The 22,578-nt window shown below is 36.0% G+C and carries 19 protein-coding genes, 1 tRNA gene and 5 pseudogenes; 14 read left to right on the top strand and 11 right to left on the bottom strand.

Features of this window, described 5'->3' with window-relative positions; all coding sequences use genetic code 11:
* Positions 1 to 363: 363 nt before the first annotated feature.
* The 3 genes from ACFILH_RS05055 to ilvA form a co-directional block, all read right to left on the bottom strand.
* Entirely contained in the window at positions 364 to 1,746 is a 1,383-nt protein-coding gene (locus ACFILH_RS05055) for a DEAD/DEAH box helicase (protein ID WP_273791441.1), read from the bottom strand.
* A gap of 290 nt (positions 1,747 to 2,036) precedes the next feature.
* Entirely contained in the window at positions 2,037 to 2,567 is a 531-nt protein-coding gene (locus ACFILH_RS05050) for a hypothetical protein (RefSeq protein ID WP_375667468.1), read from the bottom strand.
* A gap of 35 nt (positions 2,568 to 2,602) precedes the next feature.
* A complete protein-coding gene (gene ilvA, locus ACFILH_RS05045; protein WP_273791440.1) occupies positions 2,603 to 3,880 on the bottom strand; it encodes a threonine ammonia-lyase IlvA in 1,278 nt (425 codons plus the stop codon).
* Between the two features lie 146 nt (positions 3,881 to 4,026).
* Here ilvA and ACFILH_RS05040 point away from each other — a divergent pair.
* The 10 genes and pseudogenes from ACFILH_RS05040 to ACFILH_RS04995 all read left to right on the top strand — a co-directional run bounded on the left by ACFILH_RS05040 (position 4,027) and on the right by ACFILH_RS04995 (position 8,938).
* Positions 4,027 to 4,112 (top strand) — tRNA-Leu (locus ACFILH_RS05040).
* A 548-nt stretch (positions 4,113 to 4,660) separates the two neighbouring features.
* A complete protein-coding gene (locus ACFILH_RS05035; protein WP_342753378.1) occupies positions 4,661 to 4,822 on the top strand; it encodes a hypothetical protein in 162 nt (53 codons plus the stop codon).
* On the top strand, positions 4,819 to 5,049 hold the full coding sequence (locus tag ACFILH_RS05030; RefSeq protein WP_375631477.1) for a hypothetical protein: 231 nt from the start codon (positions 4,819 to 4,821) through the stop codon (positions 5,047 to 5,049). The genes ACFILH_RS05035 and ACFILH_RS05030 overlap by 4 nt, the downstream gene beginning before the upstream one ends.
* Before the next feature lie 30 nt (positions 5,050 to 5,079).
* A complete protein-coding gene (locus tag ACFILH_RS05025) occupies positions 5,080 to 5,409 on the top strand; it encodes a hypothetical protein (protein ID WP_375631478.1) in 330 nt (109 codons plus the stop codon).
* A gap of 171 nt (positions 5,410 to 5,580) precedes the next feature.
* The gene (locus ACFILH_RS05020) at positions 5,581 to 5,895 is read left to right on the top strand and encodes a hypothetical protein (RefSeq protein WP_375643602.1); all 315 of its coding nucleotides are present in this window, start codon (positions 5,581 to 5,583) and stop codon (positions 5,893 to 5,895) included.
* Between the two features lie 126 nt (positions 5,896 to 6,021).
* A pseudogene (locus ACFILH_RS05015) lies at positions 6,022 to 6,279 on the top strand (AbrB/MazE/SpoVT family DNA-binding domain-containing protein).
* A pseudogene (locus tag ACFILH_RS05010) lies at positions 6,279 to 6,610 on the top strand (type II toxin-antitoxin system PemK/MazF family toxin). The pseudogenes ACFILH_RS05015 and ACFILH_RS05010 overlap by 1 nt, the downstream one beginning before the upstream one ends.
* Before the next feature lie 166 nt (positions 6,611 to 6,776).
* Positions 6,777 to 7,097, top strand: a complete 321-nt coding sequence (locus tag ACFILH_RS05005) for a hypothetical protein (RefSeq protein ID WP_375631479.1) — start codon at positions 6,777 to 6,779, stop codon at positions 7,095 to 7,097.
* A gap of 3 nt (positions 7,098 to 7,100) precedes the next feature.
* Positions 7,101 to 7,686: pseudogene (locus ACFILH_RS05000) on the top strand (hypothetical protein).
* A gap of 577 nt (positions 7,687 to 8,263) precedes the next feature.
* Positions 8,264 to 8,938 (top strand): annotated as a pseudogene (locus ACFILH_RS04995) (phage antirepressor KilAC domain-containing protein).
* A 244-nt stretch (positions 8,939 to 9,182) separates the two neighbouring features.
* On the opposite strand, the gene ACFILH_RS04990 reads toward ACFILH_RS04995, so the two are convergent.
* The 5 genes and pseudogenes from ACFILH_RS04990 to ACFILH_RS04970 form a co-directional block, all read right to left on the bottom strand.
* Positions 9,183 to 9,767 (bottom strand): hypothetical protein, encoded by a 585-nt coding sequence (locus ACFILH_RS04990; protein WP_375667463.1) that lies wholly within the window; start codon positions 9,765 to 9,767, stop codon positions 9,183 to 9,185.
* A gap of 39 nt (positions 9,768 to 9,806) precedes the next feature.
* Positions 9,807 to 9,914 (bottom strand): annotated as a pseudogene (locus tag ACFILH_RS04985) (hypothetical protein); the annotation flags it as partial.
* Positions 9,915 to 9,931: 17 nt separating this feature from the next.
* Complete coding sequence (locus tag ACFILH_RS04980) at positions 9,932 to 10,393, bottom strand: hypothetical protein (protein WP_375667462.1); 462 nt, start codon at positions 10,391 to 10,393, stop codon at positions 9,932 to 9,934.
* Between the two features lie 62 nt (positions 10,394 to 10,455).
* A complete protein-coding gene (locus ACFILH_RS04975; RefSeq protein WP_375643592.1) occupies positions 10,456 to 10,578 on the bottom strand; it encodes a hypothetical protein in 123 nt (40 codons plus the stop codon).
* Between the two features lie 122 nt (positions 10,579 to 10,700).
* Positions 10,701 to 10,988: a DEAD/DEAH box helicase family protein gene (locus tag ACFILH_RS04970; RefSeq protein ID WP_375667461.1), complete on the bottom strand. Its 288-nt coding sequence runs from the start codon at positions 10,986 to 10,988 to the stop codon at positions 10,701 to 10,703.
* Positions 10,989 to 11,521: 533 nt separating this feature from the next.
* Here ACFILH_RS04970 and ACFILH_RS04965 point away from each other — a divergent pair.
* The 4 genes from ACFILH_RS04965 to ACFILH_RS04950 all read left to right on the top strand — a co-directional run bounded on the left by ACFILH_RS04965 (position 11,522) and on the right by ACFILH_RS04950 (position 17,364).
* Positions 11,522 to 12,130, top strand: a complete 609-nt coding sequence (locus tag ACFILH_RS04965; protein WP_375667460.1) for a fumarylacetoacetate hydrolase family protein — start codon at positions 11,522 to 11,524, stop codon at positions 12,128 to 12,130.
* A 250-nt stretch (positions 12,131 to 12,380) separates the two neighbouring features.
* Complete coding sequence (locus ACFILH_RS04960; protein ID WP_375658205.1) at positions 12,381 to 12,761, top strand: LysE family translocator; 381 nt, start codon at positions 12,381 to 12,383, stop codon at positions 12,759 to 12,761.
* 795 nt (positions 12,762 to 13,556) lie between these two features.
* Positions 13,557 to 14,957, top strand: coding sequence for an amino acid permease (locus tag ACFILH_RS04955; protein ID WP_273791432.1), 1,401 nt, complete (start codon positions 13,557 to 13,559; stop codon positions 14,955 to 14,957).
* Between the two features lie 1,015 nt (positions 14,958 to 15,972).
* The gene (locus ACFILH_RS04950) at positions 15,973 to 17,364 is read left to right on the top strand and encodes an amino acid permease (protein WP_273790746.1); all 1,392 of its coding nucleotides are present in this window, start codon (positions 15,973 to 15,975) and stop codon (positions 17,362 to 17,364) included.
* Positions 17,365 to 17,478: 114 nt separating this feature from the next.
* Here the strand turns inward: ACFILH_RS04950 and ilvC are convergent, their stop codons facing one another.
* The 3 genes from ilvC to ACFILH_RS04935 all read right to left on the bottom strand — a co-directional run bounded on the left by ilvC (position 17,479) and on the right by ACFILH_RS04935 (position 21,503).
* The gene (ilvC, locus tag ACFILH_RS04945; RefSeq protein ID WP_375631483.1) at positions 17,479 to 18,498 is read right to left on the bottom strand and encodes a ketol-acid reductoisomerase; all 1,020 of its coding nucleotides are present in this window, start codon (positions 18,496 to 18,498) and stop codon (positions 17,479 to 17,481) included.
* Positions 18,499 to 19,560: 1,062 nt separating this feature from the next.
* Entirely contained in the window at positions 19,561 to 20,295 is a 735-nt protein-coding gene (locus ACFILH_RS04940) for a pyridoxine 5'-phosphate synthase (protein ID WP_375667015.1), read from the bottom strand.
* A gap of 86 nt (positions 20,296 to 20,381) precedes the next feature.
* Positions 20,382 to 21,503: an ATP-dependent RecD-like DNA helicase gene (locus ACFILH_RS04935; protein ID WP_375654581.1), complete on the bottom strand. Its 1,122-nt coding sequence runs from the start codon at positions 21,501 to 21,503 to the stop codon at positions 20,382 to 20,384.
* Positions 21,504 to 22,578 lie beyond the last annotated feature (1,075 nt).

The following is a 22,578-nucleotide window of genomic DNA, read 5'->3' as shown; positions in this document are numbered from 1 at the left end:
GATATAATGAACTATTCAATATATAAAACAGTGAGTTATTATTAGACATCAATTTTTAAAATTAAAAGTCATCATTAAAGATAAAACACATCCTATATAAAAATAATTTTATATAAATAAAATCTACTTTTATTCCCATTTTAAAAAATGGGAATAAAGCAAATAAATAATTGCCTCTTACAATAATGATTTTTTAAAGATTTTCAAATAAATCCAAACAGTTAGAGGTTTTCATTTCTAAAAAATGAAAACCTCTAAAGGGTCTTCTTACTTTGACAAGAGTATTTTATAGCTCTTTTCAATTGAGAATAAATCAACAAAAGTAAAAAATCTCCTGTACATGATCTTTTTTCAAGACTTTATCTAAGCAGCCTTCTTAACTGATTTCCGAAAACGAAAAGTCTTTGCACGCTTTGCCACCGCTTTTGCTTTTTTATGCCTCTCATTTTGAGGTGAAGAATTCTTCCGCTGCAACTGTGCGGTATCATCTTTTCGACCTAAAAACTGTTTTTGACGTTTAGATTTTTTAAAACGGCGTTCCTTATCGTTTTCGTTTTCTTTACTTTCTCGCACAATTGGCTTTTCTGGAAACGCTGCAAATTGTTCTGGAACAGCCTCAGCCACCAATTTCATACGAATCAAGCGCTCTATAGCACGCAAGCGGGACCTTTCTATCTTCTCATCAAAAAGCGTAAGTGCTACACCAGATGCGCCATTACGTCCTGTACGACCAATACGATGTACATAACTTTCAGCTTCATCTGGTAAGTCGTAATTAATAACGTGACTTATCCCTGGTATATCAATACCGCGTGCAGCAATATCTGTTGCCACTAGGATCTGCACAGATCTTTCACGAAAAGCTTTTAAAGCAGACTGGCGAGCACCTTGTGATTTATTTCCATGAATTGTTGCGACTAAATATCCTATCTTTTCTAAACTACGTGTGACAGCATCTGCCCCATGTTTAGTTCGAGTAAAAACAATAACCGAATCAAAAGCTGGATTTGTCAAAAGTTTACTTAAAACATTCTTTTTTTCATTCGTAGGAACACAATATAATTTTTGGCAAATCTCTACAGCCGTAGTACCTTGAGGAACAACTTCAATTTTAACCGGATCATTGAGTAAACATTTTGCAAGCACAGCAATTTCCCTCGGCATTGTTGCAGAAAAGAGTGCTGTCTGACGCTCTTGATGCAAAAGCTTTGCAATTTGCTTAACATCATGAATAAACCCCATATCCAACATACGATCTGCTTCATCCAAAATCAAAAAACGAGATTGGGAAAGATCAACACACTTTTCACGAACAAGATCTCTCAAACGCCCTGGAGTCGCTATCAAAACATCCACACCTGCTTCCATACGTTTAATTTGTTTTAAACGTGATACGCCCCCAAAAATAAGACATGTTGAAAGATGTGCTCCTTTCGCCACAGTACGGATCGTTTCATCAATCTGAACAGCAAGTTCACGCGTTGGAGCTAAAATCAAAGCGCGTGCAGTTTTAGGACAGCGTTTATCACCCAAAGCCAAAATCTGACTTAAAATAGGTAAACCAAATGCCAAGGTTTTTCCAGAGCCTGTCTGAGCAACACCTAAAATATCGTGTCCTTTCAACATCACTGGAATAGCTTGTTCTTGTATAGGTTTAGGTTTACTCATCCCAGCAATGAGTAAATTTTTAATCAAAAGAGTAGGTAAACCTAACTTTGTAAAAACATTTTCTTCTTTTATAGGCAAAATAAAATCTTTCCTTAGCTGAAGAACTCAAAAGAAGTAACCATCTGAACTCTTCACTCAAGAATCCGCGCAAGAGAAATCCCTGACATTTTAAATGAAGCAACGCCTAAAAAGCGGCTTGCGCAACTTATGAACACCTTGAAATCAAGATAAAGGCGTATAAACTTCACTTTACAAAAAGCCAACAAACCAGCCTAAATGCCTTCATCTCTATTATCTTTGGATTATGATAAAAAAGCAAGAACTTTACGAAATACATTTATCATGAATAAAAACAATATTTAGATCGTTTACTTTTTGATGACTGTGTCCATCGGTAAATGTACCTTGATAAAATCAGGATAAATCTCGAGAAAAACTGGATTTTGTAAAGTTTTTTGACCGCCATAAATTAAATACCATTGGTTTTTATCAAAAATCGCCAAAGTTTTATATTGAATGATGCGATCCTTCATATCAAGAACTGTTGGAATTAAAGCATACAAAGTACCATTATCAGTTTGTAAATACTCTATATTTTCTTTATCTAAATAATAAGCACCAGAAGGCAAACCCTCAAATTTCCTATGCAACTGTTGAAGAAAATCACTACGTAAAGCACTCTCTGTTGTATTCAATCGATGTGCCATCTCTTTATAAAGCCGCTCAGGCATATAACGAGAAATAGGCATAAAATCCCCATTTTTTATAGCATTATTGACATCAACAACGACTCTTGAAAGTTCAGCTTTTTGTACTATCGTTGGCTGAGATGCTAAACTCTGTTGATTAACAATCAAAAAGAAAAATAGACTCAGCACCGAATAAAAAATAGGTTTCATCATTATACTTCTTGTTTTAGTAAAATTTCAGTTTCTCAAATAACAAAATCAAATAACGTTTGATCATCAGTAATATCACGATAACGCCAACCTAACGTTTGAAATTTTTCCTCTAAAAGACAAAAATTACCGTATTTTTTTGTTTCAATCGCAACCAATACAGAACCAAAGTTTCTCGCTGATTTTTTAAGATATTCAAAACGCACAATATCATCATCTGGTGATAATGTGGAAAGAAAATGACGCAATGCACCAGGATGTTGCGGAAAACTAAAAATAAAATATTTTCTCAACCCTTGGAAACGTAAAGAACGCTCTTTAATTTCTGGCAAACGCTCAAAATCAAAATTACCTCCTGAAATAACGAGAAGAATTTTTTTCCCCTTTAACTCTTGAGGAGGAATACTGTTAAGCGCATCAATCGATAAAGCACCAGCCGGTTCAAGAACCACACCTTCCACATTAAGCATTTCAACCATCGTAGAACAAACGCGGTTTTCAGGAACCGTAATGACAGAATCAGCGGGAAATTTCTTTAGAATTGTATAGTTTAGTGCACCAATTTCAGCCACAGCAGCACCATCTACAAAAGTGTCAATGCTTTCAAGCTTAACGCGTTTTCCACTCTCCAAACAAGCAAGCAAACTTGCAGCTCTTTGCGGCTCAACAAAACGAATCTTTGTTTTCCAACCATATTCATGTAAAAACTTGCTCACTCCACTTGCCAAACCACCGCCCCCTACCGGCACAATCATCAAATCTGGCTCACTTTCTCCATTGAGTTTTTTCCATTGTAAAGCAGCTTCACAAAGCACTGTTGCCTGCCCTGTAATAATGCGAATATCATCGAAAGGTGGAGCCATTACACCACCGCTCTCCACGACAAAGGATTGCGCAGCTTCATAACATTGATCAAATGTTTCACCAATCAAACGAATATCAATGAATTCTTTGCCAAAAATACGTGTTTTTTCAATTTTTTGTTGTGGCGTTGTCATGGGCATGAAAATCACGCCTTTACGTTTAAAATAACGACAAACAAAAGAAACCCCTTGCGCGTGATTCCCCGCTGAAGCGCAAACAAATGCAGAATCTGGTGATATACAGCTAAGCATTTCTGAAACAAAATTGAAAGCACCACGAATCTTATAAGACCGCACCGGTGTTAAATCTTCACGCTTTAAATAAATTTCTGCATCATACTTTTGACTAAGAAAATCATTTCTTTGAAGTGGTGTTTCAGCAAACACGTGATGCAATCCCACCATAGCTTTTGTGACGTCTTGAATAAATTGACTCATAACACTAATCATTTCACGCTTTATTTACATTATAAAAGCTTTTTCTATCGATAAAGGAAACTATTGTCAGTCAAAATTTCACTAAAAAATGAAAAATGTTTCTTTTGTCATTAATTCTTGATTCAATAAAAGATATAGCTTATGAGAGAACTCACATCGCGGACGTGATGAAAACGGTAAACATAGCAGACTTAAAATCTGCCGGTCGAAGACCTTGCGGGTTCAAGTCCCGCCGTCCGCACCATTGTATCTTAATCTCTCTTATTTTCCAATGATTTATTAAAAATCAACAAAAATTAAAGCACCTTCTAAACCACCTTTCGCAACTTTATTATAACGCTATCAGACGGTACAGCGATGATGCTAAAATACGAATCATTGCTGCTTTTTGAGGTACCTTTTTAGCACGTTGACCTCCTCCTTGTCTTTTAGGATGGAGAGGCAGTTAATCTTGATCTCCTCATCCTTGAGGATGAAGAAATGAGTCGTGTTTTTAACGTTAAGCAGCTTTCACAACAGAGCTTGGTAAAATTCGCTTAGCTTCTGTTGTAACTGATTTGTAATGCTTAAGCTCTTCTTCGAGGTCATTTGCATCTAACAAACGCCTTATAATCAACCCTAATATTTCTCCAACACCAGCAGCACATTCACACTCTTAACAGGAGTAAGATAATATGAAGAAAAGCGAAATGGGTTAGAAATGACCGTGGCTGTCGTATCCCTGATGATTTCGAATCTGTTTATGATTTCGCAATCAAAGAGGGTTTGCCTCCAAAGCGTGTGAAAGTCGAAATGGCAAAATTTCGAGATTACTGGAAATCTAGAGCACGCAAGGATGCACGCAAAACGGATTGGAAAGCAACGTGGCGCAATTGGGTGCAAAAAGCTATCGAGGATTTAGGGAAAGGAAAAAACTATGGAAAATCACTCTCAAAGGCAAAAAAGCGTTGGTGAACGCATCTCAGACAGCACCCTTGATATCGGGTCTCGAGGTCACTTTAAAACACATTCACGAGATGATAGCTCCGGAGTTTCCTTTGGTTTTGAAGAGTGGCAGTGCATTGACACAACAGCAGGAAACGATTGCCTTAGGTGCTTGTGATCAACTTCACGAATTGTTTTCAATAAAAGCGAGCAAAAAGGACATAGCTAAAGCAATTCGGATGCTTTCGTGTGGTTGAAAAATTTCGCAACAGGCAGATCATGAAGGTATGGCGCTTACCTATGAAATGGTTTTGGAAAGTGTTTCTGCGTGGTCACTGATAAAAACGGTTAAACGGACTTTATGCGATGAGTTAGAAGGTTTATCGGATACGTTTTTTCCAAGCACTCGTGAATTCGTAAGATTATGTCGTGATTTGGAAAATAGTCTTTTGACGAAAGCCAATCTAGTACGCAAGGCTGTTTTGAACACCCGTGAAAAAAGGCTGAAAGAAAAGGCAATGAGAGAGAATTCAAGACCACTCGCGTTGGTTGAAAAGCAAAAGCTTGAAGGGATTTTAAATGGTCTTGGGGGAACATTGAAAAACATTGCAGGTTAGTAAACTAGTGAAAATTGCTGATCGTTTTGTGATTGGATGTGCATTTAAATCGAAAAAATGGCACCGTACAGAGCAATTTAAAGATTTTATGATAAAAAACCTATCCTATAAAACGCTCTGTACGATCAAATTTGAGGCAAATAGACAAATTTGTAAAATTAGGATTAAAGCATATTCATTTTAAAACATCTATTCTTAAAAAACCGTAAACAGCCCATGCGAAAGAGATTTGCTGCAACGGCGCTGGATATGCACTATGGGGGGGACGGAGCAGAGGAGTATCTTTACAACCTCTACGAATATGAAGACGGCACAAGAGAGTGTGCAAAGTTTGATGGTGGTCAGTATTACAAAACACCTAAGAATGCGGATTTTAGTACCAAAGCGCAAGTAAAAGCATGGGTTTACGATGGTACTATTCCGAAAAGCGTTCTCAATTACAAACCTCTTATAGACGAGATAAGCAGAGAGATAAAAAAATATTGACTTTATTCAGAGTATATTGCGTATTGCTCTAAATGCGCTTCTTAAACATTTTACACAAAAGCATAAAAAGCTATTGAATCATGGGCTTTATGTTATATTTTTATATAATATTAGAGAGGGCGTTTTATGCACACAACAAAATTACGTAAAGTTGGAGGATCAGTTATACTCTCTATACCGCCTGCATTGATTGATGTTCTTCATCTTACTGAAAATATGCAAGTGGGTTTGGTTATTGACAATGGATAATTGGTTGTGAAACCACAGATATCGCAAAATTACACTCTTGAAGAATTGTTAGCCCAATGTAATCCTTCAGACGATTTTGCGGATAAAGATGTAGAGTGGTTTGATGCTAAACCTGCTGGCAGAGAGCTCTTGTAATGAAGCGAGGTGAAATTTGGTTTGTATCGCTTGACCCAACTTCTGTTTATGAGAAAAAAGGAACGCGTCCTGTACTGATTGTATCACCGGAGGCGTTTAATCATTTAACAAAACACCCATTGTTTTGCCCATTACGAGTGGAGAAAATTTTGCTAGAACAGCAGATTTTGCTATTTCATTGGTGGGAACAGAGCTGCATACAACAGGTGTGATACGCTGCGACCAACCGCGTGCTTTAGATATAGTAGCGCGTAATGGAAAAAGAATGGAAACTATTCCATATATAATTATGGATGAAGTCTTAGCAAGGTTATCAACATTTCTTACTTGAATTTTTTCTACACTTTTTTATGTTTAAAAACACCAACTTTAGGTAAAAAGTAAAAAAGCATAAGATCATGATTTTTTCTGTTGACAATCGGCTAATCAATTTTTCACAGAATAAAAATCAATAATTGACTAATGATGTCATTAATTATGACTCAAAAGGAGCCATAATGAAAGCTGTCATCACTAAGCCAATGTGTGTTGTTGGCGACAATAAAAGCACTGTTCGCTTTGAACCATCAACACCCAATAATCCATTTGTTGAAGTTTCCAATCAAGTCTACGCACGTCTCAAGCGCGCTAATGCTGTAAAACCTTTTATTGGAGTCAAGACAACAGCAAAAACAGACAAGACAGTTGAACAAATTAAGCAGATAAAACAAGAAGCCGTACAAACATCGTCTGAACCAGTGACAGAGGAAATTCCACTCGAACAGCCAAAAGCATCTAAGGTCTCTCAATCATCAACACCTGCTCCTAAAAAGCCTTAGAAGTTGAAATTAAGTATCCACCCAAAATGGTATCTTCAACAGGTGAATGATACCTTCACCAGTCTTCAAGCCCCTCGCCTTAATTGGTCCCCTTTCTGCGTAATGCTGTAAACACCTCTGCAAAACAAGTCGAACGCTTTGCAGAAAAGAAGATTTCTGATACTACATCAGCCCAATCAAAGCGTATTAAGCAAGGTGTTTATATTAAAGAAAAGGCGACAGCAAGGTTTCTTGAGACAGATATCATTCGTTCTGGAACACCGATACTTCTTAAATTTTTTAAAGCAAAAGAACAAAACGCGGCGTGACTTACACAACTGTTTGGAAAAAAACAAATCTTGCCCTATGTTTTTATCAAGGGTGGGAGTTTTCCAAAGCGTGTTGATTTAAAAAAGATGAAGGGTAATGTTTTTCAAAGGGTGAATGGAGATCAATTCCCCATTGCAAAACAAGAGGGACCCTCAACTTCTGAGGTCATGTCAAAGACAGAGATTGCAAGTGCTATTGTAAAAAAGCCAACGAGAGATTAATTGCCAATATACAGAACCAACTTGCTCATCATGAATACGCTGCCAACAAGAAAAGCTAGATTATGTTCTTAAACTTTATCTATATATTACATATCCTTATGAGTTTATGCATTACACACTTTGATTGCAATTTTAAAAACAGATTATCACTTATGCTTTGTTTTTTCCATAAAAAAGTCAATAAAATCAATGTAAAAGGTACTTCCCAGCGGGTTGGCTTCGTTGCGGGGCAGACTAGTACGAACTATCGCTAGCGACAGAATTTTCAATTTGACTGTACATTGTACACTTAACTAATTGATAAATAACAATTTTAATATGTACACTGTACAGTATGTGAAACGTTTTCTTAGCAAAAAGTAATTTTTGTTGCTGGACAATTCTATAGTAATAGATATTTTCGAATCATGTGCCTCAAAAACACCTTAAAACAACTAGCGGATTAGTTGCCGAAATAACTAATCTTCCGCAATTCAAAAGCTTTAACTCATTGTATGCTAATAGCTTTGTCAGGTGTGGTTATACCATATACCCCCTTCGGGGAAAGGCGTAACGACGGACTAGATGCCGTGTTTTTTAGCGCCCAGCACTCTTTTAGAATGTCATTAAGGAACGCCTAACATCTAAGAATTCTTTATGAATACCATTATTAAAATTACTGAATTATGTGGCAAAAGGCATGACAATATTATGCGTGACATCAAGAAAACGCTTGAAGAACTTAACCCCCTCAAATTTGAGGGGGTTGATTTTGGTGGCACTACCTTGATAACAAAGGTGAAAGCCGCCCTTGTTATAACCTGCCAAAGCGTGAATGCTTAATTCTTGTTTCTAGTTACAGCACTGCCTTACGAGCAAAGATAATTGACCGTTGGAAAGAGTTGGAAAGACAAGTAGCTATTCCACAAATTGATTACTCCAAACCCGAAGTATTACTTGGCGCCTTAAATCATCTACAAAATCAAATTGAGCAGAAAGACCATGTTATTTCAGAATTAGCACTAAAAGCAAAAGCTTTAGAAGGCTTAAAACGCTCTGATGGTTTGTTTGGTTTGATTGAAGCCGCGAAGATGTTGGAGATAAGACCAAAGGATTTAACAGATTACTTGCGTAAAAATGATTGGGTGTATCGACGTGCTCCGAGTGGTCCATTGTTACCTTAATCAGGATAAAATCAAAAAAGGCTTCATAGACTGTTCTGCCATCACCATTCAAAAACCGGATGGAACAGAAAAGGTGCTGCCTTCAACAAAAATCACACCTAAAGGATTGGCATGTTTGAGAGAACGAATCCATGGAGGTGTGCAATGAAGGTAAATACTAACTTCTTATGCGATTTATGGATGGCATTATCTCAATTTTCTAGACATGAAAATATGAGTGATAAGATTGTACTGCTCTGGTTGACATTATGAGTTTAGTAGAAAAAGCTTTGATTTTAAAACTTCAAGATGAAGTGCCAATCCTTCTTTCGATATCTTTCTCATCTGACGCTCCATAAAAAAAGCCCCACAAAAGTGGGGCTGGATAAAATGATGTTCTAATCAATCTCGCGCTAATTATAATAAAGTGGCTCGCTACATCCACGGGCGCCTATTTTTTCATCTTCTACATAACGAGAATGCGCAAAATTCCGTACAAGATGATCATTGTTAGAGCCACCAGTCCAATCGCCTCCTCCCAACATAACATTTATGTCTACACGTAAACTGCTTCCTTGTTCCCCTGTATGCCATTTAGTCACTGGATAACAACCAGACAAATATTGCCACACATAACCGCAACCATCCTCACAACCGATATACGAAATCATCCGTCTATTGTTTGTATCAACGTGTCCTCCAGACGTCTTAAGAGAAGGCGCTTGATTGCCGACAATACTGGTTGCTTGATTACTTCCATACATGCTTGGCGAGAACTCATCACTCGTCAAAAATCTCTTATTAACAGACCAAAAATCAAAGGCATGATCTGCATAGCTACGATTGGTCGTAATCGGAACACCATATGCCGACTTTGCATTTACACCTGTCCCTGATTGAAGATAAATATCAACCCAAATATTATGCCACGGATTGTAAACCATTCCCTCTGGGTCACTACGTGGACGGTGATTTAAACACCAAACAGAATTAGGCAAAATATCCCCTGCTTGATAACCCGATAAGAGATGACCTTCAATCTCACCAACATCTGCACAAAGCGTATGAAATCCACCAATCTTTTTAGAGGTATCCTCTGTATAACCATCAGGAGCTGTCGGATTTTGCGAAAGCTTAAGGGCTATCTCATTCGTCTGATCTTTTAAGATGAGATATATATAATATAATCCTTTCCTGCTTCAGGATCTTCGATAAACGACAGCCTTCCACGCCCTGGAACGTGGTAAAAGAGGAACCTACCCCCATTCTCACCACCATGATGAACGCAAAAACATGCACCGTTATTGATCACAAGACCTTTTCTATTTTCCGGATCGGCTTCCAGAAGCCTGTAAAGCTGATCAAAACGCACATCCTCTAAAAAATTAGTGGAAAGAGAACCTACCTTACTTTGAAGTTCAGAAAGACTGTCACTGTTCCTCTGTGCCTTCTCTTGAACTTCTGTCAACGCACTCTTCGCTTCTTCCGCTAACACTTTTGCCTCAGAGGCGGCTGTATTCGCAGAATTTGTCGTTGCTGTCACCGTGTCTAATGAACTCTTGACCTCTCCAAGCCCTTGCTTCGTCGTATCAGCCTCTTCTTCTGCTTGCTCCGCAACATTCATCGCTTCTTCCGCTGTTGTCTTCGCAGTCTCAGCTACTTCCTTGGCTTCTACAACAAAAGGTTCTACCTTACTGCCTTAGCCTGTACTGCTTCACAAATGATCAGATCAAATTCTGGTAAACCGTATTTCTTTTGCGCATCCGCAATCACTTGGATTAATTGGTAAGTAGCAAACACCACGGTCATTGCATTCGCTAAGACTTTATTTGTTTTTTTCAAAGCTTTTGAACATCAGTTGGTAGCTGATAGAGCAAGATCTGAAACATCAAGTTCAACAACAGCATCTTTGTTTTTCGATGCTTGCCAACTTATGTATCAGAATACACCGCAAAGGAACGAAACGGCACTTCTGTATAGCGTGTCCATTCTCTTATCGTTTGTGACATCAAAGTCAGAAAAGGCACGAAAAACAAAACACGCTTGCCAGTTCTGGTTATTTGTTCTGCTATCTTAAAGATGGTAAAAATCTTCTCCGTTTCAAATGCCATAATAAGTTTGCCACGGTCTGCTTCTTTTAAACCCTCAGAGACTTTCTCATACTTTTGGATTTGTTGAAAAGTTACCCCTAATTGGTGCCCTAATTGCTTTTGCGACATTCCCAGCATTGTTCTTTGAAAGCGAATTTTTTGCCTATAGAAATGTCGTTAAAATGTAGCTTTTTTCTTTTCACTCTTAAGCTCCCCCCGCTGAGTGCAAACACCCTCGCATTAGTATTCCGAGAGCCTGAAAGTACTGAGTTCGAGTGAGCTTTTTTTTACTTTTAGTGCTCATCGCACCTAGACATAGAAAAATATCCCATAATTCCGAGACACCCACAGAGTGGGCTCATTTATGATCGAACTTTAGGGCTTTCAGACCCTACTAATCGCTGCGTAGACGAGCAAAATCACTCTTTAAGTAATAAAATCATTTCAGGAAATTGGCAATCAAAATTAAAATAATCTCAAAGACTATAAGATTGGGCACTCTTCAAAAGAGAGCCAATGCGAAGAACTGTCATCATGGTTAGTCATCAACCCACACAATGCTTCTTTTTCAGAAAACGCAAAACGCGATATAAGAAAAAATGTTGTTTGCAAAGTTTTCGCTTGCCTATACAAAGAGAAAATGAAAAATTTGGAGGGCTCCCATGATAAATGACATCTACTGTGTTGGATACAATTATGTTGAACATGTTCATGAACTAGGTAATGTTGTTGAAGATGAACCCGTTATCTTTAGCAAGCCAAAAAGTTCACTCGTTTTAGGCAATGAAATTTATCTCCCTAATTTTTCCAAAGAAATACATTTTGAAACCGAAATTGTGCTCAAAATCTCAAAGGACGCTTTCATGATCATGGAGGAAGAAGCAGAAGAATGCTATGATGCCGTAGCAATAGGTCTTGATCTCACAGCGCGGGATTTGCAAACAAAACTGAAAGAAAAAAAGCTTCCTTGGCTTTTATCGAAAGGATTTAAAGGCGCCGCATACGTCTCTGACTTCATAAACAAGGAAAAAATAAACAACCCAATAACCTTTGCAATGAAGTTAAATGGCAAAACAAGACAAGTTGGCAATACGAAAAATATGATCTTTAACTTTGAGAAGATAATCTCATTTTTAAGTCACTACATTCAGCTAAGACGTGGTGATCTCATATACACAGGCACTCCACAGGGTGTCGGAAAACTTTCTCAGTTTGACAGAATAGAATTGTATCTCGAAAATCAATTAATTTCAGAGCTAAAAGTAAAATGAATCATCAAATACTGACCTTTTTCATTGTTTCATTTTTTTTAGTCATCTCACCGGGGCCGAATATGGCCCTTATCATCGATAATGCAACGAGATTGGGAAGAAAGAACGCATTTGTAAACGTTTTAGGATTGTGTACAGCAACATATGTGCATGGGGCATTTTCCACACCTAGGTGTATCAGCGCTCATTCTCAACAACAAAACGCTGTTTTTTTTTAGTAAAACTCATAGGTGGCAGCTATTTATTATACATGGGCTTTAAATCAATTAAATCTGGAATACACAGCTTAAATTCAAAAGAAAGAAGTTCAACGAATGAAAAGCATGCTACGAGTGAAACAAAGCTTTTAACCAGCTATATGGACGGTTTTCTGACACAAATACTAAACCCCAAAGTATCTATATTTTACATAGCAGCTTTTCCAAAATTCTTAGCTTCTGGAGGTAGCATTAAAAAAGGTTTTGAACTTGTCACAATACATTCTTTCAACATCTTTGCATGGTTTACTTTAATGACCATTTTTATATCATTTGCCAGTACCGCCTTAAAAAAGCAGCGGGTAAAAGGCTCGATTAACATTGCGACAGGAACAGTTTTATCTCTGTTTTCTTTTTTCATTTTCTTTGGATAGTTTTATCTTTTGATAACAAATTGTAAAGTTAATAGAGCAATCTTTTCCTGATTCTGTCTCTCACTATGAATAGCTCAATCTCTAACAGAGCTTATACAATCCCCAGTTCTTTTTTTCTTTATATAACTGAATTACGTTGCATTTCTTTATCATACTCTCAAGGACGTTTGTGTAAACTTTGTGTAAACAATGTGAGTTTCTCGCAACATTTTATAAAATGTTACCAATATCTAAACAAAATCCTTATTCATCACTTTTAAAAAAATAAGCTATGATATTCCTCTTTTCGTTTATGAAACAAAAGTAACTTTTTGATTTATGATAGCACCATACAAACAAAAAAATGATTTTAAAAATCATTTTAATTTTCCATTAAAAATTGTTTCTTAAACTAAGATGAGAACTCTCGAGTGCTATTTGAGCAAAAAGTAAAACTCTCACCATTATGAATAATAATAAATAATGCACTGATTACAAATAATAAGTTTCAAAAAATTATAAAAACTCCTGACAACTTTCTGAAATAATTTTAAAAGCCCCACGTCTTTTAATGAACAATTTATTTGTTATTAATAACAAAAAAAGCTCCCTATTCAAATATCTGTTACGTTATTTAAGAGGACAACATTCTCTTTTTTCAAAAGCATATTCCTAAAACATATTCTTTTCTTTATCCACACAAAATCATAAAAAACGTTTTTTTCCTTTACACCTCATTTATATCATGCTTCGATACGAAATAATGCTTTTTTAGTGTAATTTAATCTCAAAATAATTAAAGGGAACCCCCAAAAAATGAGCTACAAACAAAATTTAAAAGATAATTCTCAGAATAAGTTGCAGCGTGGACTACACAACCGACATGTACAACTTATAGCCATTGGTGGTGCTATTGGAACAGGTCTCTTCATGGGGGCAGGAAAAACAATTAGTGTAGCAGGTCCTTCCATCATACTCGTTTATGCTATTATCGGTTTTGCTCTATACTTTGTCATGCGTGCTATGGGAGAATTGTTGCTTTCTAATTCACAATACCGATCTCTTATTGATTTTTCAACCGATATGCTAGGACCGGGAATCGCTTTCTTTGTTGGCTGGAGCTATTGGTTGAGCTGGGTTGTAACTGGAGCTGCTGACATTATTGCCATCATCACTTATATGAACTTTTGGTGGCCAACACTCAATCCATGGTTTACCGTTTTTACCTGCATTAGTGTCTTTTTAATCTTTAACCTCTTTGCCGTGAAACTATTCGGTGAACTTGAATTCTGGTTTGGTCTTATCAAAGTCGTCGCAATTTTAGCATTAATTGTTGTGGGATTTTATATGATCGTTACGGGCTTTACCTCTCCCAATGGTACGGTTGCTTCTCTCAATCACGTATGGAACGATGGCAATATCTTTCCGCGAGGAATGACAGGTTTTTTTGCTGGATTTCAAATTGCCATTTTTTCTTTTGTTGGTATAGAAATTGCTGGAACAACCGCTGCTGAAGTAAAAGAACCTAAAAAAGTTCTCCCCAAAGCAATTAATGCAATACCGGTCCGTATTGTACTCTTTTACATTTTTTCTCTCGCTGTAATTATGTCTGTCACACCTTGGGATCAAATTGTTCCAGATAAAAGCCCCTTTGTCTCGATGTTTTGGCTTGCAGGCATTCCGATAGCTGCTGGCTTGGTAAACTTTGTCGTTATCACCTCAGCTGCCTCTTCAGCAAATAGTGGTATTTTTTCTACCAGCCGTATGATATATGGGCTTGCAACACAAAAAGGTGCCCCTCCAATTTTAGGTAAACTTTCCAGATACCATGTTCCAGCCAATGCTCTATTCTTTTCCTGTTTATGTATTTTAATAGGGTATACAATTGCCTCACTCTCTCCAAGCCTCATAAGTGCTTTTACAATTGTGACAAGCATTTCAGCTATTGCATTTTTATTCGTATGGTCTGTAATTTTGATTAGCTATATTGTGTATCGTCGCAATCGCCCTCATCTACACGCTGAATCCATTTATAAAATGCCAGGAGGTGTTGTCATGTGTGGGATAATTTTAGTTTTCTTTGTTTTCATGCTCTATTTGTTGACATTAGAAGCTGATACTCTACTAGCCTTAAAATATAGTATATTCTGGTTTGTTTTCTTGGGTATAATGTATTTTATGTTTGTAAAGAAAAAAATAACTCAAGGTAACAAATAAAGTCTATACATAAAAACATCTCAAAAAAGGGTAATTTTAATTACCCTTTTTCTACTTAACCTCCTCCCCAAACATCAAAAAACGACGATTCCTACCGGCACCGGTTTGTAAACAATCCGGCTTATTAAGGGGGAATGCTGCTGATCATTTATATGGTTCACCTACATAAGGCTCTATGGGCTAGCCCTGCCCTGAACACTCACCACCCATTCTAAAAATACTTAATGTGTAAAATGTTATATGCTTTATATCACTACTCTACACAACAGTACTTTACTGTATAATAGGATAAGAACGAGCTATTCTGTAAAGAATTCTCTATAAACTTCACTGACATTGTTTACTAATAAAACATGAGATTTTATCTAAAACTTCCCCCCCAAAAAAAATTTATATTCAATTTTTTATCAAAATTAAAAATATAGCTCTAAACAGAATATATCTTAATAGCTATCTGCAATAAAAAAAGATTCTATGAAAATATTTTTCTATTTGTAATAAATTTTAAATATAAATACTTAAAGATAAATTTTAAATATGTTTTTTCATATTTTAAATAATAGTTTAACTACTTAAACTTATTTTCTTTATATATAAAGTTTTATATTTAATAAATTTACAATTTTATTTATATTTTTCTATATATAAAAATCTACATTAATAAATAATTTTAAATATAAAGATATTTATACAATAAATTACTATAAATAAATATACATAAATATAAATTATTATTTATATACAAATAATAATAATTTATAATATAAATTATATTATATATTATATATATAACTTATGTATAAAACATAAAAAATCAAAAAAATATAATACACTTTATCTTTTGTTTCTTATATATAAAATAATTATTCCATTAGTTAATAATGCTTTTGCTTTATTCACATATAGTCATAGAAAAAAATTCCTTTACTCCTTAACCATAGCGTGTTCCGATAGAAGGAATTACCTTTTTTAGGGTAATTTTTATTTAAAAATAACTAAGGAGAACTTCCCAAAAATGAACAAACAAAATTTAGAAAAAAAACCTAAGAAGAAATTGCAACGTGGACTACATAACCGACACATACAACTTATAGCCCTTGGTGGAGCGATTGGAACAGGTCTCTTCATGGGATCAGGAAAAACAATCAGTGTAGCAGGCCCCTCAATTCTACTCGTTTATGCAATTATTGGTTGTGCTCTATACTTTGTCATGCGTGCTATGGGAGAGTTATTGCTTTCTAATACACAATACCGATCTTTTATTGACTTCTCAACCGATCTTCTAGGGCCATGTGCCGGATTCTTTATCGGCTGGACATATTGGTTGTGTTGGATTGTCACTGGAACTGCTGAAATTATTGCTATTGTCACTTATACACACTTTTGGTGGCCTGAGCTCAATCCGTGGATTCCTGTTATAATTGGTCTTATGTCCTTTTTAATTCTTAACCTCGTCGCCGTAAAACTATTTGGCGAACTTGAGTTTTGGTTTGGTTTTATCAAAATCGTAGCAATTCTAGTCCTAATCGTTGTAGGATTTTATATGATCTTTACCGGTTTTGTCTCTCCAAACGGTACAGTTGCTTCTCTTAGCCATATATGGAACGGTGGGAATATTTTTCCGCGAGGAATTACAGGCTTTTTTGCTGGATTTCAAATTGTTATTTTTGCTTTTGTTGGCATTGAACTCGCTGGAACAGCTGCTGCTGAAGTAAAAGAGCCTCAAAAAGCTTTACCACAGGCTGTTAATTCAATACCAATCCGCATTGTATTCTTTTATATATTCTCTCTTCTTGTGATTATGTCTGTAACGCCGTGGGATCAAATCAGTCCAGAAAAAAGCCCATTTGTAACAATGTATGCACTTATTGGTATTCCAACTGCTGCAGGTTTGATGAACTTTGTTGTCCTCACAGCTGCCGCATCTTCAGCAAATAGTGGAATTTTTTCTACCAGCCGTATGATATATGGGCTAGCAACACAAAAAGGTGCTCCTAAATTTTTAGGAAAACTTTCTCGTAACCACGTTCCAGCCAACGCATTATTCTTTTCATGTATATGCATCTTATTTGGTTATGCCGTTGTATCGTTATCTCAAACACTCATAGCTGCTTTTACAATTGTTACGACAATTGCCGCAACTTTGTTTATATTTGTATGGTCTATCATTTTGATCAGCTATATCATCTATCGCCGCAATCGTCCTCTCCAGCATACTGTCTCTCCTTATAAAATGCCAGGAGGTGTTGTTATGTGTTGGGCGCTTCTTGTTTTCTTTGCATTCATTATCTATTTACTGTCATTAGAAGCTGACACTGCCATAGCTTTAAAATACACTCCAGCATGGTTCATATTTTTAGGAATTGTATACTTTCTTTTTGGGAAAAAGAATTATGCAAAAAATTAAAAAATAAAGCTTATATTACAAAAAACATATAAAAAAGGGTAACTAAAGTTACCCTTTTTTGATATTTATCTATAAAATTATAAAAGCTATTGACAAAATATCTCTGTAGAATCTTCAATTACGCTCTTTATCAACCAAAGCATTCGATTTTATCCAAGGCATCATAGAACGAAGTTTTTTACCAACTTCTTCAATAGGATGATTATCATTTAAACGCCGCATACTTTTAAAATGAGCAGCACCAGCTTTATATTCTTGAATCCAATTCGATGTAAATTTACCCGTTTGAATATCTTTCAATATACGTTTCATTTCTGCTCTGGTTTTATCCGTAATCACACGTGGACCAGACATATATTCACCCCATTCAGCTGTATTAGAAATCGAATAATTCATATTTGCAATGCCCCCTTCATACATGAGATCAACAATCAGTTTAACCTCATGCAAACACTCAAAATAAGCCATTTCCGGTGCATAACCTGCTTCCGTTAGTGTTTCATAACCTGCTCGAATCAATTCAACAAGACCACCACAAAGAACCGCTTGTTCACCAAAAAGATCAGTTTCGCACTCTTCTTTAAATGTTGTTTCAATCACCCCAGCACGTCCACCACCAAGTCCACATGCATAAGACAATGCTACATTATGTGCATGCCCTGAAGCATCTTGCGCCACCGCTATTAAACAAGGAACACCACAACCCCGTTGGTATTCATTACGAACTGTATGACCTGGACCTTTAGGAGCAATCATCACAATATCAACGTTTTTTTTAGGTTCAATCAAGCCAAAATGAATACTTAAACCATGAGCAAAAGCAATTGCTGCCCCGTCGCGTAAATGATCATGAATATGTTCCTTATAAATATCAGCTTGCAATTCATCTGGTGTTGCCATCATGATGAGATCTGCCCATTTTGCTGCTTCAGCAACACTCACCACTTCAAAACCATCGGCCATAGCCTTTTTAACTGTTTCCGACCCTGAACGCAAAGCTATTTGCACATTTTTAACACCGGAATCTTTCAAGTTTAAAGCGTGCGCACGCCCTTGAGAACCATAACCAACAATGGCTACTTTTTTCCCTTTAATGAGATTAACATCCGCATCACGATCATAATAAACACGCATAAAAAAATTCCTTCTTTCTCTATTTAAACTGGATTTCAGATTATTTTTATTAAATAAGAAACATTATTTTAGTGCATCACACACTTATAAAGACAAAAAACACCGCTTATAAGAACACAGCAATTGAATAATTTTAAAGTTTACATATTGCATAGAAAAAACTGTAATCCCCAAACATTCCTAAAACATATACAGATCCCCAAATAACTTCAACTGCTATTCTACAAAAATAATAATTACACAAAATAAGATTTCTAAAGAAAATTTAGCTAATATTCTACTCTTCTATCGTGCAACAAAACGCTATATTCTAAAAATTCAGATACAACATACAATTTTTAACATGAACCAAATCAATATGGATAGCAAGAAAAATTACAAAATAACAAGTATTGTTTTAATACAACCTTCAAAAGCATATACAACAATATCTTTAGAATAATAGAGAGGATGTTTTTACTTTTTACGTTCTTTAATATCCACGCTTCTCACGCAAAAAAGAACACCCCCATACGGCCATTATGTTATCCATTTATGGCGCCTTATAAAAAAAATTTAATATGCTCGAGCCCTTTTCAAGAATCCCCTATAATAGTCTAAGATTTATTGCACACCACTCTCTTTACTTCATAAAGCTACAAGTCGATATCATCATTCTATTTAACAGCTCCTATTGCATTAAGCTTACTCATAAGGAGATTTTACGTTATACTATTTACAGATAACCCGAAAATGAGCTCAAATATCAAGAAAATTTGTGTATTGATCCATTAAAATCCTACGCACTCCTTTATAATGGAAATACTTTCAAAACCCTATTTCTTCTCCCTTCAAAGAAATTATAGTAAGTAGATTTGGTAAAATTTCCTCATAATGGATGGTATATAAAAAAGCATTTCATACACAAAAAATAGAAAGCTACCAATAAACAGAGGAAAATAGAATATTTTATAATGTATGCTAATAGTGCTACTTATCTCAACATGTATAAAATTGTTTTTTAAGATAAATTGGCAAACCTCTATAAAAATTTCTCTTCCAATTTTTATAGAGAAAAAAAGGTTACGATAATAACCGGATAAAACGCTGAACAGTCTCATGCATTCCATACTCTAATGCATCAGCAATGAGCCCGTGGCCAATAGAAACTTCATCAAGCCAAGGAATTTTTTTTACAAGAGCAGGAAGATTCATAATTGTCAGATCATGCCCTGCATTCATACCTAACTGCAACTCTTTTGCTCTTATTGCTGCTACAACAAGTTTATTGAGCTCTTGAACTTGTTTTATTTTGTCCTGAAATGCACCACCGTAAGGTCCCGTGTAAAATTCCACACGATCAGCACCCATTGCTTTAGCAATATCAAGACCATCGACAGTAGGGTTAGCAAAAAGGGATACACGAATCTTTCTTTTTTTTAAATTCTGAATAATAGGTGCTAAAAATTCTGCATCATGAGCAAAATTCCAACCATGATCAGACGTTGACTGATCTGGATCATCAGGAACAAGGGTAATCTGATCCGCGTAGTTTTCAGCGATATCTAAAAATTGATCACTGGGATAACCTTCAATATTAAACTCAGCTGTAGGAAAAGCGTTCTTGATTAAACAGTATATATCTGGCAAATCCGCAAAACGAATATGCCTTTCATCAGGGCGTGGATGAACCGTCAAACCTGCTGCTCCAGCAGCAAGCGCTATATGCCCAATATTCGTTATACTTGGCCACGGAAGATTACGTCGATTACGCAAAACAGCAACAGCATTAAGATTAACCGAAAGTTTTACCGCCATGCCCATTTCCATTTTTTTATAGTGTGTAACAAAGATAGAAAAAAGGCATTTTCCATCTGAAACTTAGATGATATACATATTTTTTTCTATCGAACAATCATTAAACGTTCTGCTGCGCGCGTAATTCCCGTATAAAGCCAGCGCGCATACATATCACGAAATGCAAAACTTTCATCAAACAAAACGACATTATTCCATTGAGAACCTTGCGCCTTATGAACCGTTAATGCATACCCATAATCAAAATCATCATATCGCTTTTTTAATTGCCATGAAATTTCTTGATCAGGGTTTTCAAACGCTGCTTTTAAAAGTTTAATCTTTGCTACCCCACGCTCACTTTCTTCTGGTTTAACAAGAAGATTAATACTCGGTTTAACTGTCTCCTTCTGTGAAGTCATCACCTTCCATAAAGAGCCATTCAACAAACCTTTAATAGGATCATTTCGCAAACACACCAGCTTATCTCCTGCTTGCGGATAATCTGCTGTAAATCCTTTTAACACACGCAAACGCTGATTATAAAGGTAGCGCGTACGATTAACCCCCACCAATACCTGATCAGCATCCAAAACCAATTGTTGATTGACCTCTTTACGTGTAACAACACGGGCTTCACCATAGTCACCATAAGCAATATCGCGTCCTTCACGCACGTCCATAGCAAGACGTATAATCGGATTATCTCGCGCTTGCCGATGAATTTCTGAAAGAAGAAAATCTGGTTCTCCACTGGAAAAAAATCCTCCACCTGATATAGGAGGCAATTGGCCTGGATCACCAAGAACAAGAATTGGCGTCCGAAAACTCATTAAATCACGCGCCAATTTTTCATCGACCATCGAACACTCATCAACAATAATGAGTTTAGCTTGTGCAGCAGCACTTCTTCGATTTAATGTAAATGTTGGAGCGATAGACTTTTTTCCTGTTATTTCATCGGAAACTTCCTCTTCACCACGTGGACAATAAATCAGCGAATGAATCGTACAAGCATTGCTTGCACCTTTAGAACGTAAAACCTGCGCCGCCTTCCCTGTAAAAGCAGCAAACTGAACAGAACCATCAACTGTTTCTGCAAAATAGCGCGCAAGCGTCGTCTTACCCGTCCCCGCATAGCCAAAAAGGCGAAAAAGAGGAGAACGCCCTTCCTTCAACCACGCGGCAACAGCCTTCAATGCATTATCCTGTTCCCGTGAAAACTGCATAGCTTACCAACATAAGTTTTGCATAAAAAGAGCAGTATTTTGAAAAAAAACGACTATCAAGAAAAAATTTTTTATTAAGAATTGCTGATACACGCCCATCTAACAACTTTCGTAGCACAATTATCAATTATTTACCCATTGCTTTTTCAAGCTATTGTAACAATCTAAATTTTATCTATACATCGATCTTCTTGGTAACACTTTATGCGTATCAAATAAAATATCATTTTTTACAACAGTAACACCAACAATGGAAGATGCATATCTTAAATTTAAAATAACACCTCTATACGCTTTTTCTAACCAAAATTTAGAATGAGAAAAAGAGCATTGCAATTGCAAAACCCTCACTAGAAAAAATGTCCTTAACAGGATAAGAATAATGTAATTTTTGAACGCTATTTTACACAATCAATCAGCTTTCTTGCACATAAAAAATAAAGTACATCCACTATTACGAAATAATAATAAATATATCAAAAACCTTTTGGCAAAAATAGAAATAGCTCTCAACAAAACGACTTAATCCTATGATGATACACCTATAAGGTTCCTATTTCCCTCTTATCATGATTTTAATAAATTTACTCTTCATGCTACAAATATGTTATATCTCAACGAATAAAGAGAGACATCACGCTTTATCTCGCACAAATATGGAACTTTTTCTGTTTCAACAATAAAATATGGTTCGTAAGTATGGCCTTCTTGGTAGTCTATTATAAGAAAACTGGGACATGGTTTCATGTCCAGCGTAGCACTTCAGGTTCGTCCTCTAGAATATGAGAAAAGCGCAATTCTCCATCGACTGAGTCAAACTTTTTCTTTTTGTCGCAATGTTTTAAAGTTTATAAAAACTAACTGATTAATACTATTCTTATTGCTAGAAATAACAAGACCTCTTTTTATCTATATAGATAATTGATTTTATATATCTTTTTTAAAGTACGGGACGCGTAAATAAAAGTTAGGGAATAGGATTTTCTAACATTTGTCTACAACAGTAGCATTTTCTTTTCTTTGCGCTTCGCTAATCATCTCTAATAATGTTTTGAATGCTTCTAAATCCTCTTGT

This window comes from Bartonella sp. CL435QHHD (genome assembly GCF_042195095.1).
In the GTDB taxonomy this organism is placed as follows: Bacteria; Pseudomonadota; Alphaproteobacteria; order Rhizobiales; family Rhizobiaceae; genus Bartonella.
This window is presented reverse-complemented; position numbering and strand designations above follow the sequence as displayed.